Origin of the sequence: Nocardia bhagyanarayanae, from assembly GCF_006716565.1 — a bacterium.
In the GTDB taxonomy this organism is placed as follows: domain Bacteria; phylum Actinomycetota; class Actinomycetes; order Mycobacteriales; family Mycobacteriaceae; genus Nocardia; species Nocardia bhagyanarayanae.
The window spans coordinates 1,686,609-1,699,021 of the sequence record NZ_VFPG01000001.1; the positions used below are offsets into that span (position 1 = coordinate 1,686,609).

Consider the following 12,413-nt stretch of genomic DNA (forward strand, 5'->3'; position numbering starts at 1 on the left):
ACCCGTCCAGGCTACGGAACGGCGTGGATACCGCCATCGCTCACGCGGGTCCGTCCGCGGACGGTATCGACCGGAACCAGGAGCGGGTCAGTCCTCGTCGTGGCGGCGGAGGAGTTCGTTCACGCTGACCGAGCGGCCGTCGCCGCTGTGGTGGCGGCCTTCGTCCGAATCCGCGACTCGGCGGCGGGAGGACCGGAGTTCGGCCATCCAGTTCTCGATACTGGTGCGGTTGTCGTCCGGGTTCTCCGGCGCGCCGTTGTCCGGTGCCGCGTGGTGGGCGGCCTGGTCGGAACCCGTTGTGCCGGACAAAGTGTGGTGGTTCGTCGGCGCCGAGTGGGCGGCGCCGATCGTCGGGTCGTAGGCGCTCGCGCCGTGCTGGCCCGCGTTCGCGCCGGACGTGTCGCTGCGCGCCGGGGCGCCGTCGGACGGGATCGGTCGCGTCGCGTCGTCGGTCGACCCGGCCCGGTCCGCTGGGAACGGCACGGCTCGCGGCCGCGGGGGCTCCGTCGGCGTCGCAGCCCTGCCCGGGTTCGGATCCGGCAGGCCCGAGAGCGAACTGGCGCGCGGTCGGGTCGGATCGTGCGGGCCCGGAGTCCCCGAACGCGATGTGCCGGACGAGGCCGTATGCGCACCGGGAGTGGTGGCGCCTGGCGTACCAGGCGAATCGAACTGCGCGCCAGGGATCGCGGAGCGCGGAGCGGCCGGACCCGATTGCGCCCCCGGAGTGCCGGTGCTCGGGCTGGAAGGCGAACCGGACTGCGCCCCACGCGTTGTGGCGCCGGGCATGCTGGACTCGGCCGGGTACGCACCGACAGATCGAGGCCGCGGCTGCGCCCCGGGCGACGTGGCGCCCGGCATCGCGGGCGAACCCGACTGCGCTCCAGGCGACGTGGAACGCGGAGTGGCCGAACCTGACTGCGGCCCAGGCGTTGTGGCGCCCGGCGTGGACTCGGCCGAATGCACACCCGAAGTCCCAGCACGCGGCGTCACCGACTGCGCTCCGGGAGTCGAGACACCGGGCGCTCCGGGAGCCGTGGACCTCGGAGCCCCAGGTGCGGCCGAGTGCGCGCCGGAGGTCGTGGAACGCGGCGCCGCAGCCGAACTCCCAGCGCCCCGCGCGCGAGTCGAATCCTTGCCCTTCGCGACCGGAACCGAATCGATGCTCTGCGTAGGCGCCTCCGCCTCGATCTCCTCGATCGTCCGCACCCGCCGCGGCGTACGGGGCTGCTTGCCCTCCGACACCGCAGGCATCTGCATCGTCACGGGATCGGTGATCGGCGTGGTCTTCACCAGGTCGACGACCTCGCCCCCGCCCGGCCGCTCGTCGTCGAGAATCGGCTCGCCGAGGCCGATCTTCTCCTGGATGCGCTTCATCCAGGCCGGGGCCCACCAGCAGTCGTCACCGAGCAGCTTCATGGTGGCGGGCACCAGCAGCATGCGCAGGATGGTCGCGTCGATGAACAGCGCAGCGATCAGGCCGTAGGCGATGTACTGCATCATCACCAGATCCGAGAACGCGAACGCGCCGACGACCACGAGCAGGATCAGCGCCGCGGCGGTGATGATGCGTCCGGTGTGCGCGGTGCCCGCGCGGACCGCCTCGGTGGTGGACGCGCCCTGGGTGCGCGCCTCGACCATCCGCGAGAGCAGGAAGACCTCGTAGTCGGTGGACAGACCGTAGATCACCGCGATGATCAGCACCAGCACCGGCGACATGATCGGCTGCGGCGTGAAGTTCAGCAGGCTCGCGCCGTGACCGTCGACGAAGATCCAGGTCAGAATGCCCAGCGTGGAGCCGAGGCCGAGCGCGCTCATGAGCGCGGCCTTGATCGGCAGCACCAGCGAGCCGAAGGTCAGGAACATCAGCAGCGTGGTCACGAAGATGACCAGCGCGATCATCAACGGCATGCGGTCGAGCAGCGCGTCGATACTGTCCTTCTGGATCGTCGGCTGACCGCCGACGTAGAGCTGGACGTTGTCGGGCACGTCCATCGAGCGCAGGTACTCGATGGTCGGATCGTAGTTCTCCGAATCCTCCAGCGTGGCGCTCGTCCGGTAGACGTCGGGATCGCTGGTGGACCGGCTCGGCACCTCGAACTTGCCGGTGAGGCCGGGCGCTTCGCCGGCTTCCTTCCACACCTTGCCGACCGCGGCGCTGTCGTCGGAGACCATCACCAGCTGCACCGGATCGGTCTTCTTCAGCGGGAAGACCTCGTAGAAGTTCTCCAGCGCCACGCGGGTCTTGTTGTCCGGCGGCAGGTATCGCTCGTTGATGCCGCCGAAGGCCAGGTTCTTCACCGGGATGATGAGCAGCAGCAGGCCGATGCAGATCGGCACGGCGATCTTGAGCGGGTGCTTCATCACCCACTGCGTGGTCTTGCCCCAGAAGCCGTTCTCGACTTCCTCCGCGGTCTTGGTCTTGCGGAAGCGCTTGAGGCCGAGCATGTCCACGCGCTTGCCGAGGACGCCCAGCATCGCGGGCAGGATGGTGATCGCGGTGAGCGCGGCCAGCGAGACCGTCGCGATGGTGCCGTAGGCCACCGACTTCAGGAAGCCCTGCGGAAACAGCAGCATGCCGCCGAGGCTGGCGATGATCATGGTCGCGGAGAACACGACCGTGCGGCCCGCCGTCATCACCGAGCGCCGGACGGCCGCGCGGGTGTCGTAGCCCTCGGCCAGTTCCTCGCGGAAACGGCTGACGATGAACAGGCCGTAGTCGATGGCGAGACCGAGGCCGATCATCGAGACGACGCCGGAGACGAACGAGTTCACCTCGGTGAACTTCGTCAGGAACATGATGATGCCGTTGGCGCCGATCACCGTCAGACCGCCGACGACCAGCGGCAGGCCCGCCGCGACGAGACCGCCGAAGATGAAGAACAGCAGCACCGCGACCGCCGGGATGGCGAGGATCTCCATGCGCTTCTGGTCGGCGGCCATCGTGTCGTTGAGCGTGCCCGCGACGGCTTGCAGACCGGTGACCTGGACGTCGACGCCCGGAATGTAGAAGACGTCCTTCACTTTCCGGTAGTTGCGCACCATGTCGGTGTCGTTGTCGCCGACGATGGCGATGGAGGCGAAGGTGTACTTCTTGTCCTTCGAACCGAAGGTCAGCGGAACGCCCGGCCCGGTATCGGTCTGCCAGTAGGCGCCGTTGACCTTGGCGATCTCGCCGGGATGTTCCTTCGGCAGCCGGTTGAGGCTGTCGACGATCTTCTCCCGGAACTGCGGGTCGTCGATCGTCTTGCCCTCGGGTGCGGTGTAGAGCACGATCACGTCGCTGGTGTGATCGCGCCCGAACGCCGTGTCGGAGATGCGCGCGGCGTCCGCGGATTCCGACGTCGGGTCGTCCCATCCGCTGGAGCTGAGGTGGTGTTCCAGGCCTAGGCCGTAGCCGCCCAAAGCCAGGAGGGCCGCGCAGACCATGCCGATGACGGCCCAGCGCAGCCGGTAGACCAGATCGCCCCAGCGTGTGAACACTAAGCGACTCCTTGGGCGGGGCGAGAGGTGAGCAGCGCCGACAGCGGCCGGAACGGCTGCAGCCAAGCGCCCTCGTCGGGCAACGAATCGAGACTCACCCTTGGCAGCGGTTCACGGAACACGCCAGGGATGTCCTCTAAGTCTATGAATTCGAGCGTATCGGATGTTACGGCCCAACTCGCGTGCTCGCGGAACCCCAACACCTGAACGGGAATTCCGCGCGCGGCCAACCGTTCGAGCGGTTCGCGGAAGGCCTGGCCGTCCGCGGAGGCGACCATGATGCCGGCCAGTCCCGCGCCACGGCTGCGCATTTCGATGTGCGCGAGCATGTCCGCGTCGACATCGGAGTCCTCGTCGACCTTCGGCTTGGCGAACACGGCGTAGCCGACGTTGCGCAGCGCCTCCACCCACGGGCGCACCACGTCGGCGGTGCCGGGCGCGATGTTGGTGAAGACGGTGGCCTCGGGCTCGACCCTGGTCGAACTGCCCACCGATAGCTCGGCTGTGCGGGCTAGGAGCCAGCGGCCGAGCGCGTCGAATCGCGGGCGGTACGCGGCGGTCGGGCGACCACCGAGGATCGCGCCGAGACCCATGTCGAGATTCGGCGCGTCCCAGACGAGCAAGACCCTGCGCACGTCCGGCGCGGCGCCGCCGAGACCTTCCGTCCCGGCGCCGCCGATCTCCGCGGACACGTCGACCACCTCGTGGGCCATCTCACTGACGCTCATGCCATCGCCTCGCTGACGCTCGGCTCGGGCATGCGCGTCGCCTGCGGGAGGCTCGGCTGCACTGGGATCTCCGTGACGACTGAGCTAATGGGTCGCTCGCTGCGCTCGCTCATCATTCGATCTTGCCCCATATGAACTCGGTGATGGCGCTTCCCGCTCGATGTGCCTTGCCTTCGAACTTGGTGACGGGGCGGTCGAAGCCGATCGGAGCGGTCGCCCTGTTGTCCGCGCTGACACCGCCAGTGGCCTCGTTGAGGCCGATGAGCAGCGGTTCCGCGGCGCCGACTTCGGCGATGTGTTCCGCGTAACCCGCGTGGTCGGTCGCGACATGCAACACACCGCCCGGTCGGAGCCGGTTGGCGATGAGTGCGAGGGTGGCGGGCTGCAGCAGGCGCCGCTTGTGATGTCTCGCCTTCGGCCACGGATCGGGGAAGAACACGCGGACGCCCGTCAGCGACTGCTCAGCAATCATGTGCTCGAGCACGTCGACGGCGTCGCCGCGCAGCAGTCGGATGTTGTCGATGCCCTCGCGTTCGATGCGCTGCACCAGCTGGGCCAGACCCGGCTGGTAGACCTCGATCCCGATCAGGTTCAGGTGCGGCTCGGCCTGCGCCATCTCGGCCGTGGCAGTCCCTGTGCCACAGCCGATCTCGATGACGAGCGGGGCCTCGCGCCCGAACCAGGCGGCGGCGTCCAGCGGCGCGTCGGAGACCTCGCGGCCGATCTTCGGCCACATGCGATCCCAGGCGCCCTGCTGGTTCGGGGTCAGCGCGCCCCGGCGCGAGCGGAAGCTCGTCACCCGGGGGTACAGGCGGGAGCCGGTCGGCGATCGTCTGCCTGCTTCGAGCGGGGCCGACGCTGTGGACGGCCTGCCCGGAACCGACTCGACAGTGTGGTTGGCGGCGTCGTTCACGGCGTCCATTGTCCAGCATCCGGCGAACAGCACGGCAATCGAACCCCGGCCGCGCGGTCATCGCGAGGTCAGGCCGCGACTTCGGCGACGATCCTCGGTGCCGTCGGGGTCTCCTGCCGCAGCGGCCGCCCGAGCACGACCTTCACTGTGGTGCTCGCCATTTCCAGCAGTCCGCGCAGGCCGGTCGGGGAGGCGAGCACCGACCACACGGTGGTGTCGGAATCGCCCGTCGGCGGCTCGCCCGCCAGCCGGTCCGCGAGCCAGGCCAGGCTGATCGGGGTGGCCATCGGCAGCAGCGAGAAGTGCTCGCTGAGCCGGTCGCGCACGTAGGTGACCGACGCGCCGCCCTTCCGGTAGCGGGCGACCTGGCCGTCCACGCCGTCCATGTGGATGACCTGGTCGTGCACGGGTTGCAGCACGAGCAGCGGGCAGGTGGGGGTGGAGTTGCCGAGGCGCAGGTCGTCGAACATGTCGCGGAACGCGGGCGCGGCGAGGACCTCCGCGAGCGGGCGCCGCAGGAAGTCGTCCATCTTCTTGCCCGCGAGCGCGAGGATCGCGCCGAGCGGCGTCGAGGTCTCGGCCGTGGCGACGAAACGGTGCCCTTCGTCGGTGAGTTCCTCGTCGATCACCGCGCCGAGGGCCGGATAGAGCCTGCGCAGCGCGGCGATGACGATCGCGGGCAGACCCGCGTAGTGGCCGCCGTTGAGCCGGGCGAACACCTGCTCGGGATCGCCGACCGGCGCGCCGAGCACCGCGCCCGCGATGTTCAGCTCCGGCGCGTAGGTCGGCGCCATCTCCACCACCCAGGAGCTGGCCATGCCACCGCCGGAGTAGCCCCATACGCCGATCGGGGTGTCGACGTGCAGGCCGAGCGGTGCGAAGTTCAGCGCCGCGCGCAGGCCGTCGAGCACGCGATAACCGGGTTCGCGCGGCGCGCCGAAGTTGCCGTGCGGTCCCTCGTGGTCGGCGATCGAGACCGCCCAGCCGCGGCGCAGCGCGTTGGCGACCAGCAGCCACTCCACCTGGGTGACCGCGCCGATCGCCCGGGAACCGCGGCGCAACGCGTAGGACGGCGAACACTTCTCGGTGACCGCGTCCATGGCGGTCTGAAAGGCGAGCAGCGGACGGTCTTCGGACGGGTCGGCGCCGTCGGGCAGCAGCACGGTGGTCACCGCCACCTCGGGCGCACCATGCAGGTCGTTGCTGCGGTAGAGCAACTGCCATGCCGAAACCTGTTGCGGCACAAGGCCGAAGAGTGCGAGATCGATGGCGCGGCTACGCAGGATGGTCCCTGGCGGCCGGGAGGCGAATCCGCGCGGGGCCCGGTAGAACGGATCGGCGCTGGGTAGTAGCGGCCTGTCGCCGGGCGGCAGCGCCTGCGCGCCGCGCACCGGCCGGTGGCCGACGGCCCCCGGTTCGCTGTCGACAACACCGATGGCGTCGACGGTCATCGCAACCTCCTCGACGGGCCGTCGCGCCCGCACGAAAAGCGAAGCTGCGCACCGACAATGGTGCCGACCACCAGTGCAGAGTAAGTGACGCCCGGCATCTCTGTGAACCCTGGTAACAGGGGTCGACGGCGGCACTAGACTGCCGTCATGAGTTCACCGACCGTGTTCATCACCGGTGCGGCGGCCGGTATCGGCCGGGCGACGGCACTGCTTTTCGCTGGGCACGGGTACCACATCGGCGCCTATGACATCGACGAGGTCGGCCTCACCCGGCTCGCCGCGGACATCAACGCCGCAGGTGGCAAGGTGCGCACGGGGGTGCTGGATGTGACGAACAACACGCACTGGGCCGAGCGGCTCGCCGAGTTCGACGAGGCGACGGGCAGGCTGGACATCCTGATCAACAACGCGGGCATCCTGCGCGCGGGCCGTTTCGAATCCATCGACCTCGTGACCCACCAGGCGATCATGGACGTGAACCTGGGCGGCGTGCTGGCGGGCATGCACCACGCCTTCCCCTACCTGCGCGACACCAGGGGCGCCCAGGTGGTGAACCTCTGCTCGGCCTCGGCGATCTACGGTCAGCCCGAACTCGCCAGCTACGGCGCGACCAAGTCGGCGGTCAAAAGCCTGACGGAGGCCTTGGATCTCGAATGGTCGCGGCACGACATCCGGGTGATCGCGGTGTGGCCGCTGTTCGTGGCGACGGCGATGGTCGACGGCATGAGCACCGGGACGACCAAATCGCTCGGCGTGCGGCTGACCGCCGACGATGTGGCCGACGGCATCTGGGAGGCGACGAGCAAACGTCCGCGGCTGCCCAAGGTGCACTACGAGATCGGTACCCAGGCCAAGCTGCTCGCCGCCGCCGCGAAGTACGCCCCGAGCTGGGCGGTTCGCGGGGTCAACAAATACTTCGCGGGCGCCTGAGCGGTCGGCGCCGCCGAGCGGCGCTGTGTCTGACAGAACCGCGTATGTCTGACAGAATTGCGCGTCGACAAGGGGGTGTGAGCTATGCCGACGGCCACCGAATTCAACGGGCAGATGCGTGAACGGGGAGTGCCGACGCGCGAACAGGATCAGCTGGATCGGCTTCTCGTCGATCTGCAGTCGGTGGGTGGCCGGGCCGCCGCGATCGGTCAGCACGCCAACAGCGCCGTCAACCGCTGGCGCAGGCCACCGCGCATCCAGGTGACCGGGCGCGCGCACGCCGGCCGGACCACGGTGCTGCAAGCGCTCGCGCTGATGTCGGCGGCGGAGACCGGTCCGGTGGACGAGCCGGGCGCGTCCGACCCGGTGCTCGACGCCGACATCGTCGTGTACGTGCTCGCGGGCGCGCCGCTGCCCGCCGACCGCAGGGTGCTGGCCGAGCTGCCGCCCGAGCGCACCGTGGTGGTGCTGAACAAGGCCGACGCGATCGGCTCGCGCTGGGGCGACGCGGTGGCCGCCGCCGAGCAGTACACCAGGGAGCTGGGCATTCTCACGCTACCGGTGGTCGCCGCGCTCGCGGTGCGCACCAGGGCGGGCGCCGTCACCGATGCCGACATGGCCACGTTGCGCAGGCTCGCGGCCGACGCGGACCCCGCGCTGACGCTCTCGCCGGACCTGTTCGTCTCGCCCACCGCGGGCCCCGACGTCGCCGAACGCGAGCAGCTGCTGCACCGCTGGGAGCTCTACGGCGTCACCTGCGCGCTGAGCGCCCTGCGCCACGATCCCGAGCTGAGCCCGCACGCGATCCTGCAACTGCTGCACGCCGCCAGCGGCATCGACGCGCTGCACCGGCTGCTGCACCGCCGCTACGAACAGGTCTCCGCGTTGCGCGGCGGCGAGCTGCTCGACGAGCTGGCGCGGCTGGCCGCCCGCGCGGTGCCCGGCGAGGCGGGACCGGCGAGGGACATCCTCGAGGACTACCTCTACGGCGACGACGCGATGTGGCTGGCCTTGTGCGCAGGGCTGGCGAATCCCTCGGTCGCGCATCTCGCCGCGGGCTATCCGTCGCCCGCGCCCGCCGACGCCGACGACGCGCTGAACCGGGCCGCCCGCTGGCGCGCCGTGGTCGCGAGCGACATGCCGCCGGTGGCGCGGCGCGCGGCACTGCGGGTGCACAACGGATACATCCGACTATGGGAGCGAATGAGCAGTGCCGGACTCTGACCGACCGGATCCGGCGCCGCGGGAGCCCGCCGCGCCGGAACCGCTGTCGTCGGACGTGGAGGCGGTGATCGCGCGCTGGAACCCGCAGGGCATGGCGCTGCTGAAGGCGGTGCGCGGCGCGGGAACGGCTTCGACGGTCGCCCTGATCGGGCCCGACGACGCCAACACCACCCTCTTGCGCACCGAGCTGGCGCGTTTCGAACCCCGCATCGACCTCACCGATCCGATGACCGACGCGAACGCGGCCGTCGAATCCACCGCGCCCGCGGGCGGCGCGCCGTCGGGCGTCGCGCTGATCCTGCTCGACGCGGGCACCAGCATCGGCACCGACACCCTCGACGTGGTGCGGCGCCTGCGGTCCGACGGGACCCGGATCCTGCTCGTCATGAACGGCGTGCACGCCTACCAGGACTGGCGCACGGTGCGTTCGCACAATCTCGACCTGCTCACCGCGCAGGGCTTCGACGATCTCGACATCCTCCCGGTCTCGGCGCGCCTCGCGGTCGCCGGACGCACCGGCGGCGACGCCGGACTGATCGACCGGTCCGGGCTGACCGCGTTGCACGCCGAACTGACCGCCGCCGCGGCGGGCGCGGCGGCGTCCGGCGGCGAGCGGCTGACCGCGGTGCGCGCCCGTGTCCTCACCGACACCAGGAAACGGGTGGTCGAGCAGGTCGCCGCGCTGCGCTCGGGCGCGGAACCGGCGCGCTGGCGCGAGGAGCGCGCCACGCTGCTCGCGGGGCGCGACGGCGGCCGCGCGACGGCCATGTCGACGTTGCGCGGCCAGCTGCACCTGGCGCGGGTCGACCTGATGACCGAGGTCGGCGGACACGTCAGGGCGCTGCACACCGCCGCCCGCACCGAGCTGGACCGGCTGCGCCCCGCCGAACTCGGCGACTACCCCGACCGGCTGCAACAGTCCGTGACCGAGCTGACCGGCGCGGTGGACGCGAGCATCGAGCACCGGCTCGCCGAGCTCGCGCACCGGCTGGACGGCGCCGGCCGCGCGGACCGCACGCCGCCGCACCGCAGGCGCGACCCGGCGCCGCGGGTCGGCCCCGACCCGGAGCCGAGGCACCGGGGTGTCGAAGATCACCTCATGATCGCGCTGGGCGCTTCGGCGGGCGTCGGCCTCGGCAGGCTGCTCGTCGCCCCGCTGTCGCTGGTCCCGGCGTTGGATGTGGCGAGCATCCCGGTCACCTTGCTGCTCGGCGCGCTCGTCGCATGGTGGGTGGTGCGGGCGCGGCGGCAGGTCGCCGACCGCGCGCACGTCCGGCAGTGGGTCGCCGACGCGCTCGTCAACGTAAAAGCCCAGCTAGAGCAGCGGGTGGCGACCGCGCTGGTGGAAGCGGAGACGGAACTGGCCGATCGCGTGGTGCGCGCGAGCGCCGCGCGGATGGTGGAGACCGATCGTCGGGTGGCCGAACTCGAGGCGCGGATTCGGCGCGCCGCGGCCGAGCAGCCGGGCCAGCTGGCGGCATGTGAACGCGATATCGCCATCCTCGATCGGCACATCGTGCCTGTTGAATAGGCAACCGAATGGGTAGTTAGTTAGGAACCCGATTCCGTACCGATCGTCACATCGCGTTAACCTCTAAGCAGGAACCTGGGCGTCCGCTTCGTCCTCGTCCGCCGTCCAGCCGGGGCGCGCTTTCGACTGGTCGTAGCGGGTTGCCTTCCCGCCAACGGTGGCACTCGGTGTGTTCGCGCTGGTCATGGGCCTTGGGCCAGGCGGCGAAGCATCGAAACCGCCGCCCATCTCAGGAGAGTTTTCATGACCTCAGCGACCATTCCTGGTCTTCGTGGATCCGACGGCCAGGCGCCGACCGAGCACAGCGAACTACTCGCCTGGGTACAAGAAGTCGCCGAACTCACTCAGCCGGACCGTGTGGTCTGGGCGGACGGTTCCGATGAGGAGTGGGATCGGCTGACCAACCAGCTCGTGGCCGCGGGCACCTTCAAGAAGCTGGACGAGAAGAAGAAGCCGAACTCCTTCCTCGCCCTCTCCGACCCGACGGACGTGGCCAGGGTCGAGTCCCGCACCTACATCTGTTCCAAGACCGAGGCCGACGCCGGCCCGACCAACAACTGGGTCGACCCGACCGAGATGCGCGCCACCATGACCGAGCTGTACCGCGGCTCGATGAAGGGCCGCACCATGTACGTGGTGCCGTTCTGCATGGGCCCGCTCGGTGCCGAGGACCCCAAGCTGGGCGTGGAGCTCACCGACTCCGAGTACGTCGTCGTCTCGATGCGCGTGATGACCCGCATGGGCACCGCCGCGCTGGAGAAGCTCGGCACCGACAAGCCGTTCGTGAAGGCGCTGCACTCCGTCGGCGCGCCGCTGGCCGAGGGCCAGGAAGACGTGCCGTGGCCGTGCAACGACACGAAGTACATCACCCACTTCCCCGAGGACCGCGAGATCTGGTCCTACGGCTCCGGCTACGGCGGCAACGCGCTGCTCGGCAAGAAGTGCTACTCGCTGCGCATCGCCTCGGCCATGGCGCACGACGAGGGCTGGCTGGCCGAGCACATGCTGATCCTCAAGCTGATCTCCCCGGAGAACAAGGCCTACTACATCGCCGCGGCGTTCCCCAGCGCCTGCGGTAAGACCAACCTCGCGATGATCCAGCCGACCGTTCCCGGCTGGCGCGCGGAGACCCTCGGCGATGACATCGCCTGGATGCGTTTCGGCAAGGACGGCCGCCTGTACGCGGTCAACCCGGAGTTCGGCTTCTTCGGCGTCGCGCCCGGCACCAACCACCAGTCGAACCCGAACGCGATGGCGACCATCGAGGCGGGCAACACCGTCTACACCAACGTCGCGCTCACCGACCACAACGACGTCTGGTGGGAGGGTCTCGAGGGCGAGCCCGATCACCTGATCGACTGGAAGGGCAACGACTGGTACCTCCGCGAGACGGAGACGCTGGCCGCCCACCCGAACTCGCGCTACTGCACCCCGATGTCGCAGTGCCCGATCCTGGCCCCCGAGTGGGACGACCCGCAGGGTGTGCCGATCTCGGCGATCCTGTTCGGCGGCCGCCGCAAGACCACCGTTCCGCTGGTCACCGAGTCCTTCGACTGGCAGCACGGCGTCTTCATGGGCGCGACGCTCTCCTCCGAGCAGACCGCCGCGGCCGAGGGCAAGGTCGGCACCGTGCGCCGCGACCCGATGGCCATGCTGCCGTTCATGGGCTACCACGTGGGCGACTACCTGGGCCACTGGATCAACGTCGGCAAGAACGCCGATGCGGCCAAGCTGCCGAAGATCTTCTACGTCAACTGGTTCCGTCGCGGCGCCGACGGCCGCTTCCTGTGGCCCGGCTTCGGTGAGAACTCCCGCGTGCTGGAGTGGATCATCGGCCGCATCGAGGGTTCCGCGCAGGCCGAGGAGACCCCCATCGGCCACGTGCCGACCGCGGCGCAGCTGGATCTGGAGGGCCTGGATGTGGATCCGGCCGACGTCGACGAGGCGCTCGCGGTGAGCGCCGAGGAGTGGCGCAAGGAGATCCCGCTGATCGAGGAGTGGTTCGAGTTCGTCGGCGACAAGCTGCCTTCGGGCGTGCGCGACGAGTTCGAGGCGCTGAAGCAGCGCCTGGGCTGATTCTCTTACGCGATCGCCCGCACCGGCTTTCGGTGCGGGCGATCGCGTGTCAGTGGCCGTATGCGGCGTGCGGTGATCCG

Annotated in this window: 8 protein-coding genes; 4 read left to right on the forward strand and 4 right to left on the reverse strand. The window is 69.9% G+C overall.

Going from position 1 to position 12,413, the window contains the following annotated elements; genetic code table 11:
• Window positions 1-87: 87 nt before the first annotated feature.
• The 4 genes from FB390_RS06995 to FB390_RS07010 all read right to left on the reverse strand — a co-directional run bounded on the left by FB390_RS06995 (window position 88) and on the right by FB390_RS07010 (window position 6,572).
• Window positions 88-3,480 carry an MMPL family transporter gene (locus tag FB390_RS06995; RefSeq protein ID WP_141808205.1) on the reverse strand — a complete coding sequence of 1,131 codons (3,393 nt, stop codon included), beginning with the start codon at window positions 3,478-3,480 and terminating at the stop codon, window positions 88-90.
• Window positions 3,480-4,208, reverse strand: coding sequence for an NYN domain-containing protein (locus FB390_RS07000; protein WP_141808206.1), 729 nt, complete (start codon window positions 4,206-4,208; stop codon window positions 3,480-3,482). Before FB390_RS07000 ends, FB390_RS06995 begins: the two co-directional genes overlap by 1 nt.
• Before the next feature lie 112 nt (window positions 4,209-4,320).
• On the reverse strand, window positions 4,321-5,130 hold the full coding sequence (trmB, locus tag FB390_RS07005) for a tRNA (guanosine(46)-N7)-methyltransferase TrmB (protein ID WP_141808207.1): 810 nt from the start codon (window positions 5,128-5,130) through the stop codon (window positions 4,321-4,323).
• A gap of 59 nt (window positions 5,131-5,189) precedes the next feature.
• Window positions 5,190-6,572, reverse strand: a complete 1,383-nt coding sequence (locus FB390_RS07010; RefSeq protein ID WP_141808208.1) for a lipase family protein — start codon at window positions 6,570-6,572, stop codon at window positions 5,190-5,192.
• A gap of 147 nt (window positions 6,573-6,719) precedes the next feature.
• Here FB390_RS07010 and FB390_RS07015 point away from each other — a divergent pair, with 147 nt between their 5' ends.
• From FB390_RS07015 to FB390_RS07030, 4 genes are all read left to right on the forward strand, one after another.
• Window positions 6,720-7,502: an SDR family oxidoreductase gene (locus FB390_RS07015; protein WP_141808209.1), complete on the forward strand. Its 783-nt coding sequence runs from the start codon at window positions 6,720-6,722 to the stop codon at window positions 7,500-7,502.
• An 84-nt stretch (window positions 7,503-7,586) separates the two neighbouring features.
• Window positions 7,587-8,726 (forward strand): hypothetical protein, encoded by a 1,140-nt coding sequence (locus FB390_RS07020; protein WP_141808210.1) that lies wholly within the window; start codon window positions 7,587-7,589, stop codon window positions 8,724-8,726.
• Complete coding sequence (locus tag FB390_RS07025; RefSeq protein ID WP_141808211.1) at window positions 8,713-10,257, forward strand: coiled-coil domain-containing protein; 1,545 nt, start codon at window positions 8,713-8,715, stop codon at window positions 10,255-10,257. The genes FB390_RS07020 and FB390_RS07025 overlap by 14 nt, the downstream gene beginning before the upstream one ends.
• 243 nt (window positions 10,258-10,500) lie before the next feature.
• Entirely contained in the window at window positions 10,501-12,333 is a 1,833-nt protein-coding gene (locus FB390_RS07030; RefSeq protein ID WP_141808212.1) for a phosphoenolpyruvate carboxykinase (GTP), read from the forward strand.
• Window positions 12,334-12,413 lie beyond the last annotated feature (80 nt).

What these genes read in the sequence shown, in the direction of transcription:
- FB390_RS07000 (WP_141808206.1), bottom strand. Translation starts at nt 4,208, where the DNA reads ATGAGCGTCAGTGAGATGGCCCACGAGGTGGTCGACGTGTCCGCGGAG.
- trmB (WP_141808207.1), bottom strand. Translation starts at nt 5,130, where the DNA reads ATGGACGCCGTGAACGACGCCGCCAACCACACTGTCGAGTCGGTTCCG.
- FB390_RS07010 (WP_141808208.1), bottom strand. Translation starts at nt 6,572, where the DNA reads ATGACCGTCGACGCCATCGGTGTTGTCGACAGCGAACCGGGGGCCGTC.
- FB390_RS07015 (WP_141808209.1), top strand. Translation starts at nt 6,720, where the DNA reads ATGAGTTCACCGACCGTGTTCATCACCGGTGCGGCGGCCGGTATCGGC.
- FB390_RS07020 (WP_141808210.1), top strand. Translation starts at nt 7,587, where the DNA reads ATGCCGACGGCCACCGAATTCAACGGGCAGATGCGTGAACGGGGAGTG.
- FB390_RS07030 (WP_141808212.1), top strand. Translation starts at nt 10,501, where the DNA reads ATGACCTCAGCGACCATTCCTGGTCTTCGTGGATCCGACGGCCAGGCG.